20 protein-coding genes are annotated in these 25,187 nt (G+C 73.0%); 9 read left to right on the top strand and 11 right to left on the bottom strand.

Annotated features, from left to right (window positions below):
* Window positions 1–17: 17 nt before the first annotated feature.
* Window positions 18–1,409 carry an O-antigen ligase gene (locus tag QE410_RS11945; RefSeq protein ID WP_307332203.1) on the bottom strand — a complete coding sequence of 464 codons (1,392 nt, stop codon included), beginning with the start codon at window positions 1,407–1,409 and terminating at the stop codon, window positions 18–20.
* 62 nt (window positions 1,410–1,471) lie between these two features.
* Between QE410_RS11945 and manA the strand changes: the two genes are divergently transcribed.
* The 4 genes from manA (at window position 1,472) to QE410_RS11925 (ending at window position 7,413) form a co-directional block, all read left to right on the top strand.
* Window positions 1,472–2,635, top strand: a complete 1,164-nt coding sequence (gene manA / locus QE410_RS11940; protein WP_307332200.1) for a mannose-6-phosphate isomerase, class I — start codon at window positions 1,472–1,474, stop codon at window positions 2,633–2,635.
* A 143-nt stretch (window positions 2,636–2,778) separates the two neighbouring features.
* Entirely contained in the window at window positions 2,779–3,102 is a 324-nt protein-coding gene (locus QE410_RS11935; protein ID WP_055958404.1) for a WhiB family transcriptional regulator, read from the top strand.
* 79 nt (window positions 3,103–3,181) lie between these two features.
* Window positions 3,182–6,025, top strand: coding sequence for a glycosyltransferase (locus tag QE410_RS11930; protein WP_307332193.1), 2,844 nt, complete (start codon window positions 3,182–3,184; stop codon window positions 6,023–6,025).
* Window positions 6,022–7,413 carry a DUF5719 family protein gene (locus QE410_RS11925; RefSeq protein ID WP_307332190.1) on the top strand — a complete coding sequence of 464 codons (1,392 nt, stop codon included), beginning with the start codon at window positions 6,022–6,024 and terminating at the stop codon, window positions 7,411–7,413. Before QE410_RS11930 ends, QE410_RS11925 begins: the two co-directional genes overlap by 4 nt.
* A gap of 56 nt (window positions 7,414–7,469) precedes the next feature.
* Here the strand turns inward: QE410_RS11925 and QE410_RS11920 are convergent, their stop codons facing one another.
* Window positions 7,470–7,904 carry a hypothetical protein gene (locus QE410_RS11920; protein ID WP_307332187.1) on the bottom strand — a complete coding sequence of 145 codons (435 nt, stop codon included), beginning with the start codon at window positions 7,902–7,904 and terminating at the stop codon, window positions 7,470–7,472.
* Window positions 7,905–8,197: 293 nt separating this feature from the next.
* Here QE410_RS11920 and QE410_RS11915 point away from each other — a divergent pair, with 293 nt between their 5' ends.
* Window positions 8,198–8,404 (top strand): DUF3499 family protein, encoded by a 207-nt coding sequence (locus tag QE410_RS11915; RefSeq protein WP_058232113.1) that lies wholly within the window; start codon window positions 8,198–8,200, stop codon window positions 8,402–8,404.
* A gap of 220 nt (window positions 8,405–8,624) precedes the next feature.
* Here QE410_RS11915 and QE410_RS11910 read toward each other — a convergent pair whose 3' ends face one another.
* Window positions 8,625–9,455, bottom strand: coding sequence for an RDD family protein (locus QE410_RS11910; protein ID WP_307332182.1), 831 nt, complete (start codon window positions 9,453–9,455; stop codon window positions 8,625–8,627).
* Between the two features lie 16 nt (window positions 9,456–9,471).
* Here QE410_RS11910 and QE410_RS11905 point away from each other — a divergent pair, with 16 nt between their 5' ends.
* The 3 genes from QE410_RS11905 to katG all read left to right on the top strand — a co-directional run bounded on the left by QE410_RS11905 (window position 9,472) and on the right by katG (window position 13,414).
* Window positions 9,472–10,467, top strand: coding sequence for a stage II sporulation protein M (locus QE410_RS11905; RefSeq protein WP_307332179.1), 996 nt, complete (start codon window positions 9,472–9,474; stop codon window positions 10,465–10,467).
* Window positions 10,468–10,697: 230 nt separating this feature from the next.
* Window positions 10,698–11,159, top strand: coding sequence for a Fur family transcriptional regulator (locus tag QE410_RS11900; RefSeq protein ID WP_307332176.1), 462 nt, complete (start codon window positions 10,698–10,700; stop codon window positions 11,157–11,159).
* On the top strand, window positions 11,156–13,414 hold the full coding sequence (katG, locus tag QE410_RS11895; protein ID WP_307332173.1) for a catalase/peroxidase HPI: 2,259 nt from the start codon (window positions 11,156–11,158) through the stop codon (window positions 13,412–13,414). The genes QE410_RS11900 and katG overlap by 4 nt, the downstream gene beginning before the upstream one ends.
* A 519-nt stretch (window positions 13,415–13,933) precedes the next feature.
* Here the strand turns inward: katG and QE410_RS11890 are convergent.
* From QE410_RS11890 to QE410_RS11855, 8 genes are all read right to left on the bottom strand, one after another.
* A complete protein-coding gene (locus tag QE410_RS11890) occupies window positions 13,934–14,893 on the bottom strand; it encodes an NAD(P)-dependent oxidoreductase (RefSeq protein ID WP_307332170.1) in 960 nt (319 codons plus the stop codon).
* On the bottom strand, window positions 14,890–17,571 hold the full coding sequence (locus QE410_RS11885) for an alpha/beta fold hydrolase (protein ID WP_307332168.1): 2,682 nt from the start codon (window positions 17,569–17,571) through the stop codon (window positions 14,890–14,892). Before QE410_RS11885 ends, QE410_RS11890 begins: the two co-directional genes overlap by 4 nt.
* The gene (locus tag QE410_RS11880) at window positions 17,568–18,590 is read right to left on the bottom strand and encodes a 3-oxoacyl-ACP synthase III (RefSeq protein WP_307332165.1); all 1,023 of its coding nucleotides are present in this window, start codon (window positions 18,588–18,590) and stop codon (window positions 17,568–17,570) included. The genes QE410_RS11885 and QE410_RS11880 overlap by 4 nt, the downstream gene beginning before the upstream one ends.
* A gap of 125 nt (window positions 18,591–18,715) precedes the next feature.
* The gene (locus QE410_RS11875; RefSeq protein WP_307332163.1) at window positions 18,716–20,017 is read right to left on the bottom strand and encodes a DUF58 domain-containing protein; all 1,302 of its coding nucleotides are present in this window, start codon (window positions 20,015–20,017) and stop codon (window positions 18,716–18,718) included.
* Window positions 20,017–20,946, bottom strand: a complete 930-nt coding sequence (locus QE410_RS11870; protein WP_307334512.1) for a MoxR family ATPase — start codon at window positions 20,944–20,946, stop codon at window positions 20,017–20,019. The genes QE410_RS11875 and QE410_RS11870 overlap by 1 nt, the downstream gene beginning before the upstream one ends.
* A gap of 218 nt (window positions 20,947–21,164) precedes the next feature.
* Window positions 21,165–22,331, bottom strand: a complete 1,167-nt coding sequence (locus QE410_RS11865; RefSeq protein ID WP_307332160.1) for a DUF4350 domain-containing protein — start codon at window positions 22,329–22,331, stop codon at window positions 21,165–21,167.
* Window positions 22,328–22,981 (bottom strand): DUF4129 domain-containing protein, encoded by a 654-nt coding sequence (locus tag QE410_RS11860; RefSeq protein WP_307332157.1) that lies wholly within the window; start codon window positions 22,979–22,981, stop codon window positions 22,328–22,330. Before QE410_RS11860 ends, QE410_RS11865 begins: the two co-directional genes overlap by 4 nt.
* The gene (locus QE410_RS11855; protein WP_307332155.1) at window positions 22,978–24,342 is read right to left on the bottom strand and encodes a glycerophosphoryl diester phosphodiesterase membrane domain-containing protein; all 1,365 of its coding nucleotides are present in this window, start codon (window positions 24,340–24,342) and stop codon (window positions 22,978–22,980) included. The genes QE410_RS11860 and QE410_RS11855 overlap by 4 nt, the downstream gene beginning before the upstream one ends.
* Before the next feature lie 161 nt (window positions 24,343–24,503).
* On the opposite strand from QE410_RS11855, the gene mtrA reads away from it, so the two are divergent.
* Window positions 24,504–25,184, top strand: coding sequence for an MtrAB system response regulator MtrA (gene mtrA, locus QE410_RS11850; RefSeq protein ID WP_307332153.1), 681 nt, complete (start codon window positions 24,504–24,506; stop codon window positions 25,182–25,184).
* Window positions 25,185–25,187 lie beyond the last annotated feature (3 nt).

Here is a 25,187-nt window from a genome sequence, read left to right as displayed (position 1 = left end):
GGTGGCGTCGATGGGCACTACCTCTGCCGCTCGCCGCCCTCGACCGACGCGCTGATCTCGCCGGGACCGTGGCCGACGAACGGCGTCTGCTTGATCTTCGAGCCGAACAGGATGACGAACATCCAGCCCCACAGCAGCAGCGGAGCGGATTCGGTGAGCCCCTGCACCACCAGCAGCGCCCCGATGAGGGTCGGCAGCAGTGTCAGCGGCGAGTACGGCCGGTCGTCGCGCAGGTCCCAGCGGGGGCGGTCGACGGCGAAGAACCACGAGCGCCACAGGTAGGCGAGCACGACGAGGGCGAGCAGGGCGACGCCGACGGCGCCGAGTTGCAGGAACGCGTCGAGCCAGACGCTGTGCGCCTGCACGGCCGTCTGGCCGTCGTCGACGATCCAGCCGTCGATCAGCGGTTCCGTCGGAATCCAGGGTGTCGAGAACCCCCACCCGGCGATCGGGCGCTGCTGCGCGCGTTCGACGACGTCGGCCCAGATGCCCTCGCGGCCGAGCAGGTCGGCCCCGCGGCCGAGCACGCCGAAGACCGTCTCGCGGCCGAGCCAGAGGGCGGCGCCCCCGCCCAGGCCGATCGCCGCGTAGAGCAGGTACCAGCGGGTGCGTTCGCCGGGGCGCCGGGCGGTGCGCATGACCAGCACCGTGCCCAGCACGAGGGCGACGAACGCCGCCGCGATGAACGCGGTCACCGACCCCGCCCGCACGAAGAGGAACCCGGCGAGCGCGGTCCAGGCGATGAGCAGCACACGGCGGGGGGCGCCGGAGGCCATCCGCACGCCGAAGACGATGATGGCGAGGAGCATGACGACGGCGAGCAGGTTCGCGTCGCCGAAGACGCCCTGGATGCGCCCGCCGTCGAACAGGTTGTCGCGCGACCAGTACAGCGCCGGGTCCATGCGCTCCTCGGGCACGACGAACCCGGGGAGGAGGGGTTCGCGCACCAGCAGCGACACCGCCACCTCGAAGACGAGGGAGAGCCCCACGACCCATTTGGCTGCGTCGGTGATCGCGCGCACGACGTCACGCCAGGTGAGCACGGCTCCCACGAACAGCCCCTGGAAGGTCGTGATCGCCAGCAGCAGCCAGGTGAGCACGGATGCCAGGGGCCACGCGCTCCATGCGATCGACGCCATCGCCCAGGCGATGTAGCCGAAGGCGATCCACGGCAGACGGCTCACGGACACCGGCGGTCGCGTGACGGCCCAGACGACCGCGGAGACCACCGCCGAGGCGACGGCGACGACCGCTGCCACGACGGCACCCGCGGCGTTGACCAGGCCCACACCGCCGAGGGCGAGGACGATGACGAAGACGCACCAGGCCCGCAGCAGCAGGTGCCCGGTCGTCTCCCGCGGCGGTGCGGTCGGCAGGGCCGACACGGGGTGGTTCGTGTACATGGCCATGATGCGTTCAGGGTACCGCTCGGCATCCGGAGGCGTCCGGTGCTCCCGCTAGGCTGACGCCCGTGCTTGTTGCCATCTCGAACACGCCCCGCGACTACGCCTGGGGCAGCCCGACGCTCATCGCCGATCTCGAGGGACGCGAGCCCACCGGAGCCCCCGAGGCGGAGATCTGGTTCGGCGATCACCCCGGTTCGCCCGCCGAGGTGCACGACGGCACCGACCGCACGCTCGACGCGTGGCTGCCCGCCGCCGCCGGCGAGCACGACGTGCCCGCGAAGCTGCCGTACCTGTTGAAGCTGCTCGCGGCCGGTGCGCCGCTGTCGATCCAGGTGCACCCGTCCAAGGAGCAGGCCGTCGAGGGGTTCGCCCGCGAAGAGGCGGCGGGGCTCGCTCGCAACGCCGGCTCGCGCAACTACAAGGACGACAATCACAAACCCGAGGTCATCGTCGCCCTCAGCGACACCTTCACCGCGCTCGCCGGTCTGCGCGACCTCGCACGCACGCGCGCTCTCGTCGACGCGTTGGGTGATGCGCCGGCGGTCGCCACGCTCCGCGCCCACCTGTCGGCGCACGACGCCTCCGACGCCCTGCGCAAGACGATCGGCTGGCTCCTCGGCGAGGCCGACGCGGCTGAGATCGCGCAGATCGTGGATGCCGCGGCAGCCGCGGACTCCGCGGAGTTCGCCGCCGAGCTCGAGCTGACGCGCTCGCTGCACGCGGCGTACCCGGCCGACCCCGGCATCGTCGTCGCCCTTCTGATGAACCTGGTGGAGTTGCGCCGGGGAGAGGCGATCTTCGTGCCCGCGGGCGTGCTGCACGCGTACGTCGCGGGGCTCGGCGTGGAGATCATGGCGGCGAGCGACAACGTGCTGCGTGGCGGGCTCACGCCCAAGCACATCGACGTAGCCGAACTGCTCGCGCTCGTCGACTTCCGTCCGGCCGAGCCGCCCTACCTGCGTCCCACGACGGCGGGCGAGGGCGCCGAGGTCTTCGCCCCGGGCATCGCGGACTTCGCGCTGGGCCACCTCGTGGCGGGCGACGCGGCGCAGCTCGATCTGCGGGGTGTGTCGATCGCGCTCGGCGTGGCCGGGTCGACGACGCTGACGGGCGCCTCAGGCGAGAGCCTGACGCTCGCTCCGGGACAGGCCGCGCTGGTCACCCCCGACGAGTCGCCGCTGTCGAGCGACGGTGCCGGTGAGGTCTTCGTCGCGATGCCGGGGGCATGAACGCGACACGCCGGGGCTCAGCCTAAGGTTCACGCCGCCCTTGAGGGTTTAGCATCCGCGACTTGACCAATTCGAATCACACGGGTGTAATTATCTGTACGCGCAGGCCGCGTCATGGGGGCTCGAACGAGGGGGAGGATGATATGGCGACGTCGCAGTACCGGTCCGGTGTTCCGGACAACTGGTTCGTAGATCCGGTCGACCTCGGCGTTCCCGGTGTACGTCGCGACATCGACACCACCGAAGAGAACACCCTCGCGTGGCAGACCGACGCACTGTGCTCGCAGACCGACCCCGAGGCGTTCTTCCCCGAGAAGGGCGGCTCCACGCGCGATGCCAAGCGCATCTGCACCTCGTGCGACGTCAAGAGCGAGTGCCTCGAGTACGCCCTGCAGAACGACGAGCGTTTCGGCATCTGGGGCGGCCTGAGCGAGCGCGAGCGCCGCAAGCTCAAGCGACGCGCCTGATCCGCACTGCTGAGCGATCCGCCCGCCGACGGCGCGGCGTCCGCGATCGCTCGGAGGCGGACTTAGGCTGATCGGCGTCATGCCCGACCGTGTACACGCCATCCTCGTCGTGCGTCCCGAAGGACGCACCCCCGCGGCGAACCATCTGCAACGCACTCTTGCCGCCCTTGCGGCGCAGACCCGCCCCGTCGACGCCCTGACGATCGTGCTGTGCGGTCCCGACGCCGAGCTGACCCGCTTGGCGGCCGAATCGGGTGCGGAGGGCGTGATCACCGCCTCCGCCGGAACGTCGTTCGCCACCGCCACGGCCCTGGCGACGCCCCGCCTGACGGGTGACGCGGTTTGGCTCCTCGCGCAGGACACCGCTCCCGACCCTGACGCGCTCGTGCGCCTCGCGGGCGCCCTCGAACTCTCGCCGCCCCTCGTGATCGCCGCTCCCAAGCTCGTGGACTGGGACGACCGCGACGTCATCCGCTCGCTCGGGGTGAGCATGAACCGCTACGGCGGCACCGTCGAACTCGCCGCCGGCGAGCTGGACCAGGGCCAGCGCGATCGGGATTCCGACGTGCTCGGCGCCGATGTGCGCGGCATCCTGGTGCGACGCGAAGCGTGGACGGCGCTCGGCGGGCTCGATCTTGCACTCGGGGGAGCCGACGAGGGTCTCGACCTGGGCGTGCGTGCGCGCCTGGCCGAGCGTCTCGTGGCCGTGGTCCCCTCGGCGCGGGTCGCCGTCGCCGGTGACGGGGTGGCGGCGATGGCGCGCGGTCGTCGACGCGCCCGGCGCCGAGCCTTCGCGACCCGCACGGCGCAGCTGCACCGCCGACTGGTCTACGCCCCGGCAGCCGCGGTGCCGCTGCACTGGCTGTCGTTCCTCCCGCTGGCGCTGTGGCGAACCTTTGCGCACCTCGTGACGAAGGCGCCCCACCGCGTGCTGCCCGAATGGGGGGCGACGCTGCTGGTGATGGCCCGTGCGGCGGCCGTCGCGCGCGCGCGGCGCCGCATCCGCGCGGTGCGCAACGTCGGCTGGTCGCGAATCGCCCCGCTGCGCGTCTCGCGCGCCGAGATGCGCGTGCGGTGGCAGGGCGACGTGGGCGACCCCGATGCGCCCGTGCGCAGCGAACTGCACTTCTTCGTCGGCGGCGGCGCGTGGGCCGTCCTGGGAGCCCTGGCCGTCTCGGTGGCGCTGTTCGCCCCGCTGCTCGCGTGGCCGGTGCTGGGCGGCGGCGCGCTCGCACCGCTGCGCGCGAACGTCGGGCAGCTCTGGCAGGACGCCGCCTGGGGGCTGCGCCCCCTCGGATTGGATGCCGTCGGCCCCGCCGACCCGTTCTCCGCCGTCGTCGCACTGCTGGGCACGCTGTCTCCGGCCGATCCCTCGCGCGCGTTCGTCGTGCTGTGGGTGCTCGCGCTGCCCCTCGCGGTGCTGGGCGGGTGGTTCGCGGCCACCCGTGTGACGGAGTCCCCCGCCTTGCGCATCGTCGCAGCGGTCGCCTGGGCCCTCGCGCCGACCTTCGCGTCGGCACTCGTCGAGGGCCGACCCGCGGGGGTCCTCGCGCATCTGCTGCTGCCGTGGCTGTTCTATGCCGCGAGCGTCGCCCACCGCTCGTGGGCACCGGCGGGGGCGGCATCCGTTCTTCTCGTCGCCGTGCTCGCCTGCGCGCCGTCGCTCGCGCCCGCCGCCGTCGTGCTCTGGTGCGCCGCCCTGGTGGTCGTCTCCCTGGTCGCGGGGCGCGGCGTCGCTCGCGTGGTGTGGCTCGTCATCCCCTCCGCCGTGATCTTCGCGCCGTTGGTGTGGTCGCAGGTGCGGGCGGGCAACCCCTGGGGCCTGCCCGCCGACCCCGGTGTGCCGTACGCGGGCGCCGAGGTCTCGCCCGACCCGATCGGCCGTGCGCTGCTCGCGGCGGGATTCCCCACCTCCGACCCCGGGGGATGGGCGAGCCTGCTCGGACACCCGGTGTGGTGGGTGGGCCTGCTCGTGGCGCCCCTCGCCGTGCTCGCGGTGCTCTCGGTGCTCACGCGGCGCTGGGTCACGGCATCCGCCCTCATCGTGGTCGTGGCCACCGGTCTCGCCACGGCGTTCGCCGCCATCGGCATCGCGGTGTCGTTCGATGACGCCGTGGCCGTGCCGATCTGGCCCGGCTCGGGTCTGAGCCTCGCGTGGATCGGTCTCGTGGGGGCGGGCGTCATCGCCTTGGATGCCGGGATCCCCGAGCGTGCGCGGGTGCTGCGCCCGATCGGCGGGCTCGCGGCGGTGCTGGCGCTCGCGGTCGCCGTGGCACCGGCGCTCACCGCGCAACTGTCCGACACCGGCGGCGACCGCACGGCGTTGACGAACGGCCCCGTCTCGACGCTGCCCGCCTACATCGCCGCGGAAGGTCGCGGCTCGCTGTCCATCGGCACCCTCGTGCTCGATCCGCGCAGCGACGGCCTGCGCGTGCAGGTCGTCTGGGGCGGCAGTGCCACTCTGTCGGGCCAGAGCACTGTGGAGGCCACCCGCACCTCCGCCGACGCCCAGCATCGAGAGCTCGCCGCCCTCGCGGTCGACCTGGTGTCGCCGTCGACCGACGACGCCGTGGCGCGTCTCGCGGAGCGGGGCATCGGGTTCGTCCTGCTCGCGCCGGCACCCTCGAGCGAGGGAGGCGTGGCCCTGGGCGACCGGTTGGGAGCGGCGACGTCGCTCGACCAGCGCGACCTGCTCGACCCCGTGGGCGCGACCTCCCGCGGAGACCTCTGGCGCGTCAACGCCGAGGTCACCCCGCGCGCACCGCTGAACGATCACCGCGCGGCCCTCCAGCGCCTCGTCGCGCTCGGGTCGCTCGCCGTGCTGGTCGTCGCGCTCCTGCTGGCCGTCCCCACCGCCGCCTCGCGGCGCGTCGCCCGGCGCACCCCGCGTATCGTCGGGCCGAATCCGGGAGGTTCGCGATGAGCGAGCGCCGCCTCGTCCGTTACGCCGCCACCAGCGCCCGTCTCGTGGCCGGAGCCGCCGTCGCCGCGGCGGCCGTCGTCGGCACCGTCGCCGCGATCGCCGCTCCCTGGCCGCAGTACACCGCCGAACCCGTACGCCTGCAGACGACCCCGGCGCCCAGCGACACCGTGCTCGCGTGCGACGGGCCGCTCCTCGCCCTCGGACGCAGCGCCGACTCGGCGAGCGGCCTCAGCTCGGCGGCGGCCTCCGACCTCGTCAGCGGGCCCGCCGACGCCGGGGCCTCCACCGACACGCTGAGCGGCGGCACCGGCTCCTCCGACGGCGATGCGCCGGTGCTGCGCGCCGCGCCGCGCGACGGCGTCCGCTCCTTCCTCGCCGCAGCGACCTCCGCCACCGCCGCCTCCGACGACCTCGTCGGGTTCGCGGCATCCGCCTGCCGCCCGCCGCTGGCGGAGTCGTGGCTCGTCGGCGGGGCGAGCACCACCGGCGCCAATGACCTCATCGAGCTCGCGAACCCCGGCAGCGTCCCGGCCACGGTGCAGCTGTCGGTGTACGGAGCCCAGGGAGTGTCGGCGCCTCCCAGCGGCCAGAACATCGTGGTCGCGGCGGGCGAGCGCCGCGTCGTCCCCCTCGCGGGCCTGCTCTTGGGGGAGGAGAGCCCGGTCGTGCGTGTGGTGTCGACCGGCGCGCCCGTGCACGCGGCGCTGCAGGCGAGCGTGACCCGCGTGCTGCTGCCCGGCGGGGTGGAGCAGGTGGCACCGACCGCCGAGGCCGACACCCGGCTGGTCATACCGGGCGTGCAGGTCGTCGAGACGACCGCGGGCCAAGCCGGAACGCTTCTGCGTCTCTTGGCCCCCGGTGCGGACGCCACCGCGACCGTCACCCTCGTGCCGGTGGATGCCACGGCCACCGCCCCCGCCCCGATCGAGGTCCCGCTGACGGCGGCGCTGCCGCTGTCCGTCGATCTGTCGGGCATCGCGGCCGGGGCCTACACCGTGGACGTCTCGGCCACCGCGCCCGTCGTCGGGGCGGCCTGGTCGACCACGGGCTTCGGGCAGGGCGCCGACTTCGCCTGGTACGCCGCCGCCCCCGAGATCGCCGACCCCAGCGTGATCGCGGTGGCCCCCGGCGTCGGAGCATCGGTGGTGCTCGCCGGTGGCGCGAGCGAGGCGGATGTGACGCTCACCCCCGTCGACGGCGGGAGCGCCGTCTCGGCCGCGGTCGGCGCCGGCGCGAGTGTCGTCGTGCCGCTGGCGGAGGGTGTCTACCGCCTCGAGACGACCGCCCCGGTCCACGCCGCGGTGACCTACGCCGGTGCGTCGGCGCTGGCGTCGTACCCCCTCTGGCCCGCGGACTCGGCCGCGGCGGCGGTGACGGTCCTTCCCTGACGGGGAGGGATGCCACGGTCACCCACGCACGCCGCGAGCCCGCGTGGTGCGGCGACTCAGAAGAAGCGGAAGCGCTCGGGCCCGAGGTCCCAGGGGTCGCGATCGAGGTACTCCGCCGCGGCGCGGAACACCGCCCCCTCGATCATCATGCGGCGGTGCAGGTCGTCATCCTGGTGCGGGTGACCGAGGCGCTCGATGGGGACCCGGTAGAGGATGATGCGCTTCTCGTCGCGCAGCACCGTCCACCTCGGGATGCCGTCGGCCGCGGCCGGCGGCATGATGCTGATCTCGAAGGAGACGTCGCGCAGCTCCGACCACGCGGAGCGCAGGAACTCGGCCGCCGTGCTGACCGCGACGTCGAAGCGTTCGACGCGCGTGTCGATCGGGGGGAGCGGCGGGCGCACCACCGGGCTGCGGTTCTCGCGCCCGTGACGACCGTGTCGCGACGGGCGGATGACCGGTCGTGCCGCGCGGGATCGGCGACGCATCATTCGCCCATCCTACGGTCGCCGGTGGACCCCGCCGCTCACGAGGGACATCGTCGTCGGGGCCGAGCACAACGGCAGGGTCCGTGCGGACACGCCGCGGGTCCGGCGCCGGCAGCCGGCGTGTCAGCCGCGAGTTCTGCCGTTGTGCTCGGGCCGGCCCGCGGGGAGACGGCGCGGCGCCCGGCACCGGCGGCCGGCGTGTCAGCCGCGAGTTCTGCCGTTGTGCTCGGGCCGGCCCGCGGGGAGACGGCGCGGCGTCGCAGCGGCGCGGGGCCCGCTGATTAGGCTGGCCCGCGATGCGAGACAGACTCTGCTCGAAGGTCGGGTGCGCCCGCGAGGCGATGAGCACCCTCACCTACGACTACGGCGATCAGATGGCGGCGCTCGGCCCCCTGGGCCGCGCCGGAGATCCGCACGCGCACGACCTCTGCGCCATCCACGCCGACCGGCTGTCGGTTCCCCAGGGCTGGGTCGTCGTGCGCCACGAGACGCTGCGCGCCTGACGCCGCCCCCGCGGCATCCGGAAACGACTCACCGGGTTTCGGGCGTCGTCGGCCGTTTTGTGACGGCATCGACGGTTTGGGACGGCATCAACGGTTTGGGGCGGGATCGGCGGTTCGGGGCGGTGAATTCCCGCCCCGAACGGCGGAATCCGCCCCAAACTGCGCGAAGCCGGCGGCGGTGCCCCGCCCCGCGCCGAGCTGACGGCGCCGCCTCCGAGCCTCAGGGATGCTCGGTGAGCGCTGCGGCGCGTTCGTTCTCGAGCAGCAGCGCGCGGTACTCCCGATCGCGTCGCACCGCCGACACGGCTCTCACGAAGGTCTCGGCATCCACCGTCGGATGAGGGGAGACGAAGGGCGCCACCGCCTCGGCGAGGGATGCCGACACGCGAGCGCGCGCGGCCGGCTCAAGGGCGTCCGCGCCGCGCACGAAACGCGAGACACGGGCGGCGAGGCGGTCGGGCAGCCGCGAGACGTCGGCCACGTCGGCCCAGGCATCGAGCCCGGGCGGGAGTCCGGGAGCGGCGGGCGGGAGGGGGCGCGTGCGGGTGCGTTCGCTGGCCGTTCCCGCGAGGAGGTCTCCGAGCCGCTGAGCGCGGGGAGTGAACATGCCGACCACCGCGGCGATCGCGCCGAGCGTGAACCACAGCTCGAGCACCCCCACCAGCGCGCGGATCACCGCGTGGCGGAAGCCCGCCGCGCCGCCGTCCGTGCGCACGATACGTGCCCCGACGGCCAGGCGGCCGAGGCTCCGCCCGCGCGAGAGCGTCTCGACCGTGGTGGGCACCACGACCGTCACTAGCACCAGCAGCGAGATGACCCCGATACCGATGGCCGACTCGGGCAGCGTGCCTTCTCCGACCATGGCGACCAGCAGCAGACCACCGCCGATGAGCAGGGCCACGCCGACGAGGAAGTCGATGAGCGCGCCGACGGCCCGCAGAAAGAGTCCGACCGGCTGCACGTCGAGGGCCACGGCCTCGCCGGTGAGTATCTCGTCGGCGCTCATGTGCACGAGGGAGGCCGCGGGGGCCGGGGGCGTCGACGAAGCCATGCGTACAGTTGACCACATGGACCTCGACGCCCTCACGGCCGCTCGCCGCGACGAGTGGGCACGCCTCGACGAGCTCGGGCGCACGCGGCGTCTGAACGGCGCCGAGGTCGACGAACTCGTCACCCGCTACCGAGCGGCGTCGGCCGACCTCGCCGACATCAAGAGCTCGGCAGGGCGCACGCCCCAGGGCGACTACGTGTCGATCCTGCTCGCGCGGACGCGTCTGCGCTTGACCGGTGTGCGCGAGAACGTCGTGAAGCAGCTGCCGCGCTTCTTCCTGCTGCAGTTGCCGGCGGCTCTGTACCGGGTGCGGTGGATGACGCTGGCGGTGACGCTGTTCTTCCTGACGGTGTCGACGCTGGTCGCCGTGTGGATCTCGGGCGATCCAGCGACCGTCGCCGCGCTCGGCGCGCAGAGCGATCTGCAGAACTACGCCGACGAGCAGTTCGTCGACTACTACCGCGAGAACCCGAACGCGATCTTCGCGGGGACGGTCTGGACGAATAACGCCTGGATCGCGGCGCAGTGCGTGATGTTCGGGGTGACCGGCGTCTGGCCCGTGATGGTCATCATGCAGAACGCCGTGGGCGTGGGGCAGTCGGCCGCGATCATGATCGCCTTCGACCGTGCCGACGTGTTCTTCCAGTTCATCCTCCCGCACGGTCTGCTGGAGCTGACGTGCATCTTCGTCGCGGGAGCGGCGGGGTTGCAGATCTTCTGGGCGTGGGTGGCGCCCGGACGCCGGACACGGGCGGCGGCGCTCGCCGCGGCCGGACGCTCGCTCGCGACGGTGGCGGTCGGTCTCGTCTTCGCGCTGGCGCTGTCGGGTCTCGTCGAGGGGTTCGTCACTCCCCGCGAATGGCCGTGGCAGGTCAAGATCGCCATCGGGGCGGCGGCGCTGGGCGTCTTCCTCTTCTACATGCTGTGGGTGGGGCGCCGCGCCGCGCGAGCGGGGGAGACGGGCGATCTCACCGAGTACGAGGCCGGCACCCCCACGCTCACCGCGGGGTGACGGCATCCCGGGTCCCGGTGCCCAGCCGGGCGTTCGGCGTGACGGCTTCCAAGCGACACGACGCGGCAGATCCGCGCTGACGAGCACGGTGTGCCCCTGTCGCGGAGGCCGCCGGCGACGGAACCGCCGCGTGCCGTCCCCCGCTGGTCCCGGTGCCGCGCGTCGCGGGAGATCCGAATCTTCACCGGCGTGTCATTTTTGATTCATTCAAAACTAGCTATGCTCATCTCATGCTCGACAGTCGACCGGATGCCGCCGCGGATGCCCTCATCCGCGACGCGGGTCTGCGGGTCACGGCGACGCGCGTCGCCGTGCTCGAGGCCCTGCGCGCGCACCCGCATGCGACGGCGGACGCCGTGTACGCGCAGCTGCGCGGCATCCTTCCCGGCACCAGCAAGCAGTCCGTGTACAACGCGCTCGGGGATTTCTCCGACGCGGGGCTCGCACGCCGCATCGAACCGGCCGGTCACGCCGGCACGTTCGAGCTGCGCGTGGGCGACAACCACCACCACGTGGTGTGCACCGGATGCGGCCGCATCGACGACGTGGACTGCGTCGTCGGCGCGGCACCCTGCCTGCACGTTCCGGAGGGCAGCGGCTTTCTCATCGAAACCGCTGAGGTGACGTTCTGGGGCGTGTGCTCCGATTGTCGAGCGAAGTCCGAAGCCGAAAACCCGAGAGGATCCCGATGAGCGACACTCTGAACGGATGCCCCGTCTTCCACGACGGCGCCGCCCCCGACGACAACCGACTGCCGGTCGGCGAAGCCCCCGCCGACAGCGAGCCCGCCGGTGCCCTGCCCCACCCGACCCAGGGATCCGCCAACCGCGTGTGGTGGCCCGAGTCGCTGAACGTGAAGATCCTCGCGAAGAACAACGCGCAGCGCGACCCGCTCGACGATGGCTTCGACTACAAGGCCGCGTTCGAGGCGCTCGACCTCGCCGCCGTGAAGGCCGACATCCAGCAGGTCATGACGACCTCGCAGGACTGGTGGCCCGCCGACTTCGGTCACTACGGCCCCCTCATGATCCGCATGGCCTGGCACAGCGCGGGCACCTACCGCGTGACCGACGGCCGTGGCGGCTCGGGCGCGGGCATGCAGCGTTTCGCGCCGCTGAACAGCTGGCCCGACAACGTCAACCTCGACAAGGCCCGCCGCCTGCTCTGGCCCATCAAGAAGAAGTACGGTCAGTCGATCTCGTGGGCCGACCTCATGATCCTCGCCGGAAACGTCGCGCTCGAAGACATGGGTTTCCCGACCTTCGGCTTCGCCGGCGGCCGCACCGACGTGTGGGAGCCGGATGACGACGTGTACTGGGGTCCCGAGACCACGTGGCTCGGCGACGAGCGCTACACGGGCAACCGCGAGCTCGAGCGTCCGCTCGCAGCGGTCCAGATGGGCCTCATCTACGTCAACCCCGAGGGCCCCAACGGCAACCCCGACCCGCAGCTGTCGGCCCACGACATCCGCGAGACGTTCGGTCGCATGGCCATGAACGACGAGGAGACCGTGGCCCTCATCGCCGGTGGTCACACCTTCGGCAAGACGCACGGCGCGGCGAGCGACTCGCACGTCGGGCCCAACCCCGAGGCCGCCGACATCAACGACCAGGGCCTGGGCTGGAAGAACGACCACGGAACCGGCAAGGGCGACGACACCATCACCAGTGGTCTCGAGGTCACCTGGACCTACCACCCGACCCGCTGGGACAACGAGTTCTTCCACATCCTCTTCGGCTATGAGTGGGAGCTCTTCCAGAGCCCTGCGGGCGCACACCAGTGGCGTCCGGTCAACGGCGGGGGAGCCGACATGGTCCCCGAGGCGCACTCGAACGGCCGCCGCGAGCCCCGCATGCTCACCAGCGACCTGGCGCTTCGCGTTGACCCGGCGTACGAGAAGATCTCTCGTCGCTTCGCCGAGGACCCGGCGGCCTTCCAGGACGCCTTCGCCCGCGCCTGGTTCAAGCTGACCCACCGCGACATGGGCCCGCGCGAGCGCTACCTCGGCTCCGAGGTCCCCGCCGAGGTGCTCGTGTGGCAGGACCCGGTGCCCGCCGTCGATCACCCGCTGATCGACGCCGCCGACGCCGCGGCGCTGAAGCAGCAGATCCTCGACAGCGGCCTCACGGTGCAGCAGCTCGTCACCACGACGTGGGCTGCGGCATCCACGTTCCGCGGCAGCGACAAGCGCGGTGGCGTGAACGGTGCGCGCATCCGCCTCGAGCCGCAGAAGAGCTGGACGGTCAACAACCCCGAGCAGCTGGCATCCGTGCTCGACGTGCTCGAGAAGATCAAGGCCGAGTTCGACGCGCAGGCGACGGACGGCAAGAAGGTCTCGATCGCCGACCTGCTCGTGCTCGCCGGTAACGCCGGTGTCGAGCAGGCCGCTCTCGCCGGGGGCGTCGAGGTCGAGGTGCCCTTCACCCCGGGCCGCACCGACGCGTCGCAGGAGCAGACCGAGATCGAGTCGTTCCGCTGGCTCGAGCCGATCGCCGATGGCTTCCGCAACTACGCCTCGCGTGAGGCGCGCCTGCCGGCGGAGTTCCTGCTGCTCGACAAGGCCAACCTGCTGACGCTGACGGCTCCCGAAATGACCGTGCTCGTCGGCGGCCTCCGCGCCATCGGTGCGAACTGGGACGGCAGCGACTGGGGCGTCTTCACCGAGACCCCCGGTGCCCTGACCAACGACGTGTTCGCGAACCTCCTCGACCTCGGCACGACGTGGAAGCCGCTCGACAGCGGCAAGCACGCGTTCCAGGGCACCAAGGACGGCTCGGGCGAGAAGGTCGGGATCGGCACGCGCGTCGACCTGGTGTTCTCGTCGAACTCCGAGCTGCGCGCGCTCGCCGAGGTCTACGCCTCGGATGACGCCAAGGAGAAGTTCGTGCGCGACTTCGTCGCCGCCTGGCGCAAGGTCACCGAGCTCGACCGGTTCGACCTGGTCTGAGTCACGCCGCACCGAAGGCCCGTCCCCTCGCGGGGGCGGGCCTTCCGTCGTTCCTGGTGGTCGCCGGCCGTGTCGCCGTGTCCCCCTTCGTGCGAGTTCCGGCGCGCTTCTTCGCACATCCTGGGACATGGGTACGGGGCTGTCGGCCTGGCACGCCGGGACGTAGGCGCGTGTCCCACTTCGTGCAGGTGAAGGCCCTTTTGCTCGCACGAAGTGGGACATGGGTACGGGGCTGTCTGCCTGGCACGCCGGGACGTAGGCGCGTGTCCCGCTTCGTGCAGGTGAAGGCCCTTTTGCTCGCACGAAGTGGGACATGGGTACGGGGCTGTCTGCCTGACTCGCCGGGACGTAGGCGCCTGTCCCGCTTCGTGCAGATGAAGCCCCTTGTGCTCGCACGAAGTGGGACATGGGTACGGGGCTGTCGGCCTGGCACGCCGGGACGCAGGCGCGTGTCCCACTTCGTGCAGGCGAAACGCCCCTGCACATAGTGGGACACACGCGTGCGGGGGAGAGAGGAGGTCAGGCTAAAGACAGGCGGCGCAGGCCCTCGTCCAGCGACACGGCCGGCGCCCAGCGCAGGTCGCGGCGGATCTCGGTCTGGTCGAACCAGTGCGCCGTCGACAGCTGCTCGGCGAGGAAGCGGGTCATGGGCGGCTCGTCCTCGCCGGGGCGCACGGCCCAGACGCGCTCGACCAGAGCGCCCGCCGCGCGAGCGAGCCCGGCAGGGACGCTAAATCGCGGCGGCTCGACACCCGAGGCGCGGCAGATCCCCGCGAGCAGGTCGCCGACCGGCCGCGGTTCGCCGTTGGTCAGCACGTACGCGCGTCCGCTGACGTCGTCGACGCGGTCGAGGGCGGCGACGATCCCGGATGCCGCGTTGTCGACGTACGTGGAGTCGATCAACGCCGTGCCCCCGTTGAGCAGCGGCAGGCGACCCCGGCGGGCGCGATCGACGATGCGCGCGATGAGCTGCGTGTCGCCCGGTCCCCACACCAGGTGCGGGCGGATCGCGACGAGCGCCATGTCATCGCCCGCGCGCGAGAGCGCGAGCAGCTCGGCCTCGGCCTTCGTGCGGGCGTATTCGCCGCGCGCGGCATCCGGATCCGCGGGCTCGGCCCCCACGCCCGCGAGGGCGTGTCCGGCGTGCGCGACCGACGGCGACGACACGTGCACGACGCGCGTGACCCCCGCCGCCGCGGCGGCATCGAGCAGCGTGCGCGTTCCCTCGACGTTGACGGCGCGGAACTGCGCCGGGTCGCCCGCGAGCGACACCTTCGCGGCCAGGTGCACCACGCCGTCGACCCCGTCGAGGGCGGATGCCACGGCATCCGGATCGGTGACGGAACCGAGGTGGTCTTCGACGCCGTCGACACCCGACGGGCGGCGCTGCAGCGTGCGCACGTCGTGCCCGGCATCGTGCAGGGCACGCACGACGGCTCGGCCGAGGAAGCCGGACGCGCCGGTCGCGAGCACCTTCACGGCGCCGTCGGCTTCTCGCCCGCGAGAACGCGTTCCGCCCAGGCGGCCACGCGCGTGCGGTCGATCTTGGAGTTATGCCGGATGTCGGTGGGGAGGGTCGGCACCGTCAGCACGGCAGCGAGGCGCTGCCGGGTGGCTGCGCGCACGTCGTCGGCGAGCGAGGGGGATGCCAGCCCGGGGCGCCGCGCGCCCGCCTCGACGACCACGACGACGACCTGGCGGCCGACGGGTCCGACCCCGACCGCGGCGGCGCGGGTCACGGCGTCGACGGTCTCGGCATCCTGTTCGATGCCGACGGGGGTGACCGGACCCTCGGCGGTGGTGATGACGTGGGGGAGGCGCCCTTCGACCCAGAGACGTCCCTCGGCGTCGAGGTGCCCGACGTCTCCGGTGCGGTGCCAGCGCTCGGGGAGTCCCCGGCGGGCCTCGCGGTCGGTGAGGTACAGGCGGAAGTAGCCGCGCTTGAGGTGGGGGGCAGAGATCACGATCTCACCGGTCACGCCGGCATCCGTCGTCGGCTCGCCCGCCGCGCGACCGTCGGCGTCGATCGCCGAGATGCGCACCTGGCCCGTGCCGAGCGGCCGACCGACGCAGACGCCGCGGTCGCCCGCCGCCTGTTCGATCTCGGGCAGGGTCACGTCGGCGACGAGCAGGCACTCGGTCATGCCGTACGGGGTGTGCGCGACCGCGTTCGGCATGAGCTGCTGCGCGCGGCGCAGCAGGTCGACGCCCACGGGCGCGCCGGTCGAGAGGAAGGTCTCGACGCGCTCCAGGGCGGCGCGGTCGTCGGCAGCGAGCGCTCCAGCGGTTTCCACGACGTTGGCGACGGCGGCGGGTGAGAGGAACACCATCCGCGCGTCGGAGGCGCGCACCGCCGCCGCGACGGCCGCGGCCGTGAGGGTGCGGGGCGCCGAGACGTCCATGTCGGGTGTCGCCGAGCGCGTGCCGAGCGCCGGGCCCAGCAGCGCGAACGGCGCGAACCCGGTGACGAGGCCCGTGTCGGCGGTCACGCCGAAGTGGGCGGCGAGGGTATCGCGCAGCGCGGTGAGCTGCGCGTGCGTGTACACGACGCCCTTCGCTGGGCCTGTCGAACCCGAGGTGAACAGCACGGCGGCCTCGGCGTCGGGGGCGGGCGCCTCGGGAAGCGCGCGACCACGGCCGGCGCGGGCGAGGTCGGACAGACTCGCCTCGACCCCCAGCGCGCGGCTCGTCGCGGCGGGTAGCGCCGCGGCCGAGATGCGGCGCCCGGGCCAGCCGAGGGCGCGTGCGGCGGCGAGCCCCGCGAGCTCGCCGATGATCACGTCGGGCACGGCACCGCGCACGGCGCGAGACAGACCCCGGATGCCGAGCCCCCGGTCGGCCACGACGACAACGGCGCCGATGCGCAGGCACGCATACAGCGCGGCGGTGAGGGTGGGGCCGGGCTGCACGAGGAGGGACACGCGGTCGCCCGCCTGCACGCCGAAGGCGTCGAGGCCGGCGGCGATCTCGTCGACGCGCGCCGAGAGCTGACGCCAGCTCACCCGGAGCGGCTCGCCGTCGCGGACGGTGGTCATGTCGATCACCGCGGTGTCGTCGTCGTCGCGGCGGGCGTCGAGGGCGTCCCAGAGGTGCCCACGGGAGGGTGACGCGGCCTCCACGGGTGTGGTCGGCTTCGAGCCGCGGCCGGCGGCGGTGCGGCGCGTCGCGGCTGCCGTGGCCGTCGTGCCCGCGTCACCGGCATCCATGACCTTCTCGTCGAGCCAGTCGAGCACCACATCGGCGTACGGGCGCTCTTCGGCGATCAGGTGCCCGGCGCCCTCGAAGCGGTGCACGTCGGCGTGGGGGAGGCGCTCGGTGAGGTCGTCGAGGTGCCCCTCGCCGAACACGGGGTCTTTCGGACCGCGCAGGAGCAGGGCCGGCACGTCGAGTTCGCGCAGCCCCGCCGACATCCGGCGCAACGCGGGCGTGCTCGCATCCGCCGCGGTGGCGGGGATGTCGGCGACGAACCCGCCGATGCCGCGGCGGCGCGCCACCGTGGCGTACGGCGCGCGGAAGGCGGCGCGGACGGCCGGGTCGAGGTCGGCGAGGGCGAGGGTGGTGTCGAGGAACGCCGTCGTGCCGGTCGTGCCGGCAGCGAGCATTCCGCGAGCGGTGGCCACGCGCAGCGCGAACGGCAGCGGCGCGCCGTCGGGGTGATGCACGGCGGTGTTCAGGGCGATGACGGCTGCGAGGCGGTCACGGTTCTCGACGGCCCACCCCAGCGACACCGGTCCGCCCCAGTCGTGGCCGATGGTCACGATCGGACCCCGGATGCCGAGCTCGTTCACGAGCGCGTCGAGGTCGGCGACGCGCTGGGCCAGGGTGCGACGAATGTCGGAGCGCTCCGAGAAGCCCATCTCGAGCTGATCCACGGCGACGACGCGCCACGCGGTGCCGGTATCGGCACGAGTGAGAGAGGCGGCGATGAGCGCCCGCCACAGGTACGACCACGTGGGGTTGCCGTGGACGGCGACGATGGTGCCGACGGGCTCGATGCCGCGCGCGTCGAGCGCGTCGCCGGTGTCGAGCACGTGCCAGGTGCGGGTGGAACCGGCGTCGGCGGCGACACCGTCGACGGCGACGAGGCGGGAGAGCGCCGGGTCGAGTCCGGGCAGACCCACGGGGGGAAGGGTGGCGCCGAGGGCGGTGACCCTCACCAGGCCAGCTCCAGCATGCCGGTGTTCAGCCCGGAGCCCACTCCCATCAGCAGGACGCGGTCGCCGCGGCGCAACGTCTTCTGCTCCGCAGCGAGGGTGATGGGGATGGATGCCGGACCCACGTTGCCCAGGGTCGGGTAGGTGACGGGCACCTTGCTGCGGTCGAGCTTGGCCGCGCGGACGATGGCGGAAGTGTGGACCGACGAGACCTGGTGCGTGACGTAGCGATCCATTCCCGTCCACGAGAACTCGTCCTTCGCCTCTTTCCAGGCCGAGACGACGAGGTCGAGACCGCCCTTGAGCAGGGCCTTGGCGTCGGTGAACATGCCGTCGACACTGCCGACGCACAGGTCGTAGAACTGCGTCGCCGCGCGCGTGACGCCGCCCACGATGCGGTGGCCCTCGGGGTGGGCGCTCGCGCGGCCGAGAACCGCGGCGGCCGCTCCCGACCCGAGGGTCAGCGAGGCGAACTCCTGCATGAACGCATCGCGGTCGAGGTCTTCGCGCACGAGGCGGTTGATGGTGTTGACCTGGATCTCGTCGGCATCCTCGCCGTTGACGATGAGGGCGTAGTCGACCTGGCCCGACTGGATCATGCCGGCGGCGAGGCTCATGCCGTTGATGAACCCGAGGCAGGCGTTGGCCACGTCGAAGTTGATTGCCGAGCTCGGCAGCCCCAGGCCGTGGTGCAGCCGCACGGCCACCGAGGGCTCGAGGTGCTTGCGCGTCACCGAGGTGTTGATGATCAGACCGATCTGGCTGGGGTGCACCCCTGCCTCGGCCAGAGCCTGCTTGCCCGCGGCGATCGTCGCCTCGTCGGACGACTCGCCCTCGGCCCAGTTGCGGCGCTCGTTGACGCCCGCCACGCGGCGCAGCAGGCCCGGCTTCAGCTTCAGCCGCTGGAGCGCGGGAGCCAACCTCGCCTCGATGTCGTCGGACGTCGTCACGCGGCTGGGCAGGACGCTCGCCACCGAAACAAGGGCCACATCATCGAAGCGCGTGGTGGCGTTACCTGGCAAGAGAGCTCCCGCATCCTGTGCGTAGACGGCGCAGCCGGGCACGGAGGGGACGCGCGGACGGCTCGAAGGGTACCCCTCAGGATAAGCCGCGACGTATGTCCGGGGCTGCATGGGGGCTGGGTGTGCTACAGCCGGCCCGCCGCCTTGAGCGCCAGGTAGTGGTCGGCGACGAGGGGCGGAAGGTCGTCGGCCGAGGCCGAGACCGCATCACCGCCCGCGCGCAGCACCGCGTCGCGCACGCGTTCGGCGTCGTGGCGGGCGCGTTCCGTCGCGGCCGCGGCGTAGACGTCGGCGGCATCCTGGTGCGCGGGGGTGTGACCCGGCCCATCGGTGGCCGTGGCCACCAACAGGCGCGAGCGCGCAGCGACGGCAGGCAGCGACGCGAGGAACGCGCGCGCCGCTTCGGGGTCGTCGGCGGCGGTGAGCAGCACGACGAGGGCGGGGCGTACCGAGAGGCCGCGTACCTGGGCGAAGGCGGCATCCCAGTCGGTATCGATGAGCTGCGGGTCGACCGGGCACATGGCATCCACCAGTGCGGGCAGGAGCTGCGACCCCTCGATCCGGGTGACGCGGGCGCGGGTCACGCGGTCGAACATGAGGAGGTGCACGTGATCGCCGGCGCGCGTCGCGAGCACCGACAACAGCAGTGCCGCCTCCATCGCGGCATCCAGACGTACCCCGTCGCCCACCCGGGCCGCGGCCGTGCGCCCCGTGTCGATGACGATGACGACGTGGCGGTCGCGTTCGGGCCGCCACGTGCGCAGCATCGTCGTGCCGGCGCGCGCGGTGGCCCGCCAGTCGATCGAGCGCACGTCGTCGCCGCGCACGTATTCGCGCAGGCTGTCGAACTCGGTGCCCTGACCCCGCACCTGCAGGGTGGTGTTGCCGTCGAGCTCGCGCAGGCGCGCGAGGCGCGAGGGAAGGTGCCGGCGCGAGGTGAACGGCGGCAGCACCCGCAGGCGCGCGGGGGCGTCGATCACGGCCTGCCGTCCGGCGAGACCGAGCGGGCCGACCGAGCGCACGACAACGAAGGCGCTGCGCAGCTCGCCGCGACGGCGGGGGAGCAGTCGCAGTGTCGCCCCCCGGCGCTCGCCCGGCGGCACGGTGACGGCCTGCCGTTGCGACGGCGCCCCGGCGGTCGGCTGCCACGCATCGCGCACGCGTGCACGCAGCAGGCGGGTGCCGAGGTTGCGCACCCGGATCTCGCCCGCGACCGGCTCGTCGCGCAGCGCTCGCTCCGGCAGGGTGCGCGTGATCTGGACGCGGCGCGGATCACCCGCCCCGGCGACGTCGACGGCCGCCAGGACCGCGCAGAGGGGCACCCATCCGCCCGCGACGATCCACGCCGAGACCCCCGCGCTGCTGAGCAGCACGAGGGGCACGACGCCGAGGGCGACGAGCAGGGCGAGGCGGCCGGTGACGACCATCAGATGGGGACGCGGGTCTGCTGCAGGACGGAGGTGAGGATGGCATCCACCGAGACGCCCTCGATCTCCGCCTCCGGACGCAGGCGGATGCGATGACGCCAGACGGGCACGAGCATCGTCTGCACGTGATCGGGGGTGATCGCGGGATACCCGCCGAGCCACGCCCAGGCCTTCGCGGCGGCCAGCAGTCCCGTCGTCGCACGCGGACTCACACCCAGAAGCACCGACGGGCTCTGCCGGGTCGCGCGGGCGAGGTCGACGACGTAGCCGAGCAGGTCGTCGTCGACGGCGACGGATGCCGCGGCCCGCTGCGCCGCGAGGATCTCGGATGCCGTGACCTGCGGCGCGAGCCCTGCGTCACCGAGTCGTCGCGGGTCGAAGCCGCCGGCGTGTCTGCGCAGCACGTCGACTTCGGCGTCGCGCCCGGGCAGGTCGACGATCAGCTTGAGCAGGAAGCGATCGAGTTGCGCCTCGGGCAGCGTGTAGGTGCCCTCGTGCTCGATGGGGTTCTGGGTCGCGGCGACGAGGAAGGGATCGGGCAGGGGACGACTCTCTCCGTCGGACGACACCTGCCGCTCCTCCATCGCCTCGAGCAGGGCCGCCTGGGTCTTGGGGGGCGTGCGGTTGATCTCGTCGGCCAGCAGGACGTGCGTGAAGACGGGGCCGGGGCGGAAGTCGAAGCCGCCCGCCCGCGCGTCGTAGACCAGCGAGCCGGTGACGTCGCCCGGCATCAGGTCGGGGGTGAACTGCACGCGACGGGTGTCGAGGCCCAGCGCCGTGCTGAACGAGCGTACGAGCAGGGTCTTGGCGACACCCGGGACGCCCTCGAGCAGCACGTGTCCGCGCGAGAGCAACGCGATGAGCAGGCCCGTGACCGTGCCGTCCTGTCCGACGACGGCCTTGCCGACCTCGACGCGCACGCGGTGCATCGCCTCGCGCAGCGCCGCGTCGTCGTCGGCGCGGGCCCGGGCGCGCGTGGTGGCGGGGGCCTCGGGGGACGGTGCGGGGGTGGTGCCGTCGGCCGGTGCGGGCGTGTCGGGGACGATCGACGCGGGGGCGGTGCCATCGGCCGGCGTGGGCGCCTCGGGGACGGCGTCCGCGCCCGGGTACGACGGAGCGGGCCAGGCCGGGTTCTCGGGGCTGTCGGTCATCGGGAGGTCCCTTCGGTTCGGACGGCGGCGCGCACGCTCGCCTCGAGGTCGCGGAGTCGATCGGCGGCCGCGACGAGATCGCGGTCGCTGCGGGGCCGGTCATCGACGAGGATGGCGCGCACGCGAGCGCGATCCGCCCCCAGTCGTTCGGCGACCGCGTCGACCACCTGGTCGGGCGCGCTCCGCGTCGGCAACCCCAGCAGCCGCTGCAGGCGCGAGCGCGCTGCCCGTCGCAGTTCGTCGAGGGCGTGCGGCGCGTCTCGCGCGGTGGCGTACAGGCGCGCGCGGCCCTCGGTCGTCTCGTTCGCCCGCACGGTGACCGGCAGGCGTTCGGTCACGAGGGGGCCGAACCGGCGCCCGCGCCAGACGGCGGCCACCAGGGCGGCGACGAGGAACAGCACGATGCCGGGGGTGACCCACGGCGGGGTCAGCTCGCCGAGCGTCGGAGCGTCGGCGGCGCGGTCGGCGTCGGCGGGGGAGGGCATGTACCAGACGAGGGTGTCGGTCTGCCCGAGAACGGCCAGGGCCAGCGCGGCATTGCCGTCGAGCGGGAGGGTCGCGTTCGTCGCGGTGGCCAGGGCGTCGAGCGCGGTGACCGTACGGCCCTCCGAGGCGAAGTGGAGCAGGCCGACCTCGCCGTCGACGGGGAAACACCCTTGCACTCCCGTGCCGGGCGTCATCAACTCGCCGACCCGTGCCGTCGCGGCGTTCGCGGCGGCGGGCACGGTGCAGTCGGCGGCGACCGCCCGATCGTCGGCGAAACCGCCCGGACGCGAGCCGTTCAGCAGCACGTCGAGCGTGCGCGCCCGCGGCTCGAGCAGCACGACGTGTTCGGCGCGACCGGTCACATCGCGCAGCGCCTCGTCGGACAGCATGGGGGCGTCGCGCATCGCCAGCGAGGCCTCGCCGCCCTCCAGCGCGCGCTCGGCGGCGGCGCGGTCGCGGGCGATGACCACGCGCACGCCCTGCTGCTGGAGGACCCGCACGACCGCCCGCGTGCCGTCGGCCCCCGCGGACTCCGGATCGAGAGCGGCACGTTGCGAGTATCCGCCGTAGACGAGGGTGCCGCCGACGAGGGCGACCGCGAGCACCGCCGCGACCAGCACCACCCAGCCGAGCACCCCCCGGCGCCGGGACCGGGCCGGCGCCACGGCGACGCTCACGCGGTGACCGCCGGTGTCGGGCGCGCCCGCACGGCCTGATCGTCGAGATCGGCGACCGAACGGTAGTGCTCGGCGGTGCCGGGACGGCGGAGGTAGCGCACGTCGTCGAAGATCTCCGCGGCGTCGTCGAGCGACGGGGCGAGGGAGGGGAGGGATGCCGCCGCGTCGCGGCAGAATGCGCGAACAGTCGCGCCGGGCGGAGGGTCGACCAGCCCGCGCTCGATGAGACCGCGCGCGAAGGCGCGGAAACGCAGCACGATGGCCTCGTTCCAGTCCTGGCGCGCGGCGGCCTGGGCGGCGTCGGAACGCAACTCGTCCGCGGAGCGGGCGTCGTCGGCGTCGAAAAGCGCGTGGGCGGCCGGCGCGGCGCGCGACGCGAGCCTCGGGCGCCCCCAGATGAGGAGGGCGACGACGATCAGGGCCGCCACGACGATCGCGAGAACGATGAGCGCCGACGGGCCCCATCCCGAGGTGTCGGGCACGCGCAGCAGGTCGCCGAGGAAGCGGCCCACCGCCTGCGCGATGCGGTCGATGATCGTCGGTTCCGCCGCCTCGTAGGCGGGGTCGGCGAGCTCGCGCTCGGCCCACTCCCGGGCCTGGTCGGGATCGGGGAGGAGCGGAATCGTCGCTGCGAGCGGGGAGGACGTCACGCGTCGCCGTTCGAGCCGGGGGCCGCCCAGGTGGTCGGACCCTGCGGTTGCGGTTTTGGTTGCGGCTCGGTCGTGGGCGGCGCGGGGGAGGACGACGTCGGCGCGACATCACCGGCGGGAGCGCCGTAGCCCGGCATCCCGGCGGGAGCGGCGTACCCGGGCTGCCCGGCGGGAGCGCCGTAGCCCGGCGTCCCGGCGGGAGCGGCGTAGCCGGGCTGCCCGGCGGGAGCGCCGTAGCCCGGCGTCCCGGCGGGAGCGCCGTACCCCGGCGCCGAGCCATACCCCGGCTGACCCGGCATCCCGGAGAAGGTCGGCCGCGCGACGACCCGCCCCACACCGACCAGGTACGGGTCGTCGAGAGCGGTCGCCCCGGCGTCACGCGCCTCCACATACGTCTGAAGGTCGTGATCGAGCGCCTCCACCCGCATCCGCGCGTCGACGTACACCAGCACCGCCGAGGTCGACTGCACGACGAGCGCGATGCACTGCACCAGCAGGATGCCGATCTGGCCGACGATCTGCACGCCGATGACGCCGATGATTGCGCCGCTCTCGGTCTCGCCGGTGGGGGCGAGGATCGCCGGCACGAGACTGCCGATGAGGCTGAAGGGGATCGAGATGATCTGCGCGATGACGCTGAACGCGACCGTGATGACGACCACCACGCCGAGCGTCGACCAGAACCGGCCGCGCGTGAGCCGCCACGAACGGCCGATGGCGCGGAACACCGGTGAGCGCTCGAGGATGATGACCGACGGCACCAGGAACAGCTTCGCCGCGAGCCACAGCGCCACCACGATGAGGCCCAGCACCGCCATGATGCCGACGACGATACCCAGCCACAGCACCGACATGACCAGCAGGGCCACGATGCCGGCGAGCACGCCGATCGCGACGACGGTGGCGAGCAGGGTCAGGGCGCTGTAGCCGATCAGGCGCCAGACCACCGGTTTCACCCGCGCCCAGACGGCCTTCAGCGTGGGCTTCTCGGAGACGACCGCGTGCGCGACCTCGGCCACGACGACGCCCTGCACGATGACGCTCAACGCCCCGGTCGCCACGCCGAGCACGAGGGCGGTGGCGGCGGTCAGCACGATCGAGCCGGCCAGGATCGCGTCGTAGTCGTCGCTGCCGGGGGTCACCGTGTCGAGCCGCGTGAAACTCGCGACCGCCGCGCCGGCGACGGCGGCGGTGAGGACGAGGTAGGCGATGGTCTGGGCGATCAGCGCGAAGCCCAGGAGGACCTTCGGGTTGTGACGCAGGGCGACGAACGAGCGGCCCAGGATCGTTCCGAACCCGTAGGGATGCAGCGGAACGATCCCCGGGCGGGATGCCGGAGTCCAGGCCGGATACGCGGTCACGGTATCGCCTCCTCGTCACATGGCGGTCCGTTCATCGTGTCACACACCCCCGACACGCTCGCCTTGCGTGCAGGGAGGTCGACTACTCTCGATGAGACGTGCCCCCACCGGGGCGACATGCCCGTTTCCGAGCGGGTCCGAGCTGGAAGACGCACACCCGAATGACTTCACGGATCCTGGTTGTCGATGACGACACAGCGCTTGCCGAGATGATCGGCATCGTGCTGCGCACCGAAGGATTCGACACCGTCTTCTGCGCCGACGGCGCGCAGGCCGTCGATGCGTGGCGCACGCAGCGCCCCGACCTCATCCTGCTCGACCTGATGCTGCCCGGCGTCGACGGCATCGAGATCTGCACGCGCGTGCGCGCCGAGTCCGGCGTCCCGATCATCATGCTGACCGCCCGCACCGACACCGCCGACGTGGTGAAGGGGCTCGAGTCGGGTGCCGACGACTACATCATGAAGCCCTTCAACCCGAAGGAGCTCGTCGCCCGCATCCGCACGCGCCTGCGTCCGGTGCAGGCGCCGATCGATGAGACCCTGCGCATCGGCGATCTGGTCGTCGACGTGGCGGCGCACGAGGTGCGCCGGGGCGACGCCCCGATCGCTCTGACCCCGCTGGAGTTCGAGCTCCTCGTCGCCCTCGCCGAGAAGCCGCAGCAGGTCTTCTCGCGCGAGATGCTCCTCGAGCAGGTCTGGGGCTACCACTACAAGGCCGACACCCGTCTGGTGAACGTGCACGTGCAGCGCCTGCGCGCCAAGATCGAGGCCGACCCCGACAACCCGCGGATCGTGACCACCGTGCGCGGTGTCGGCTACCGCGCCGGCGCGGTGGCCTGAGCC

Origin of the sequence: Microbacterium sp. SORGH_AS_1204 (assembly GCF_030818935.1) — a bacterium.
In the GTDB taxonomy this organism is placed as follows: Bacteria; Actinomycetota; Actinomycetes; order Actinomycetales; family Microbacteriaceae; genus Microbacterium.
The sequence above is the reverse complement of the archived record's forward strand: the minus strand, read 5'-3'. Positions and strand labels throughout refer to the sequence as shown.

Excerpts from the sequence above, each read along its gene's own strand:
- QE410_RS11945 (WP_307332203.1), bottom strand. The coding sequence starts at position 1,409 with ATGGCCATGTACACGAACCACCCCGTGTCGGCCCTGCCGACCGCACCG.
- QE410_RS11935 (WP_055958404.1), top strand. The coding sequence starts at position 2,779 with ATGGCGACGTCGCAGTACCGGTCCGGTGTTCCGGACAACTGGTTCGTA.
- QE410_RS11930 (WP_307332193.1), top strand. The coding sequence starts at position 3,182 with ATGCCCGACCGTGTACACGCCATCCTCGTCGTGCGTCCCGAAGGACGC.
- QE410_RS11925 (WP_307332190.1), top strand. The coding sequence starts at position 6,022 with ATGAGCGAGCGCCGCCTCGTCCGTTACGCCGCCACCAGCGCCCGTCTC.
- QE410_RS11920 (WP_307332187.1), bottom strand. The coding sequence starts at position 7,904 with ATGATGCGTCGCCGATCCCGCGCGGCACGACCGGTCATCCGCCCGTCG.
- QE410_RS11915 (WP_058232113.1), top strand. The coding sequence starts at position 8,198 with ATGCGAGACAGACTCTGCTCGAAGGTCGGGTGCGCCCGCGAGGCGATG.
- QE410_RS11910 (WP_307332182.1), bottom strand. The coding sequence starts at position 9,455 with ATGGCTTCGTCGACGCCCCCGGCCCCCGCGGCCTCCCTCGTGCACATG.
- QE410_RS11905 (WP_307332179.1), top strand. The coding sequence starts at position 9,472 with ATGGACCTCGACGCCCTCACGGCCGCTCGCCGCGACGAGTGGGCACGC.
- QE410_RS11900 (WP_307332176.1), top strand. The coding sequence starts at position 10,698 with ATGCTCGACAGTCGACCGGATGCCGCCGCGGATGCCCTCATCCGCGAC.
- katG (WP_307332173.1), top strand. The coding sequence starts at position 11,156 with ATGAGCGACACTCTGAACGGATGCCCCGTCTTCCACGACGGCGCCGCC.
- QE410_RS11875 (WP_307332163.1), bottom strand. The coding sequence starts at position 20,017 with ATGGTCGTCACCGGCCGCCTCGCCCTGCTCGTCGCCCTCGGCGTCGTG.
- QE410_RS11870 (WP_307334512.1), bottom strand. The coding sequence starts at position 20,946 with ATGCACCGCGTGCGCGTCGAGGTCGGCAAGGCCGTCGTCGGACAGGAC.
- mtrA (WP_307332153.1), top strand. The coding sequence starts at position 24,504 with ATGACTTCACGGATCCTGGTTGTCGATGACGACACAGCGCTTGCCGAG.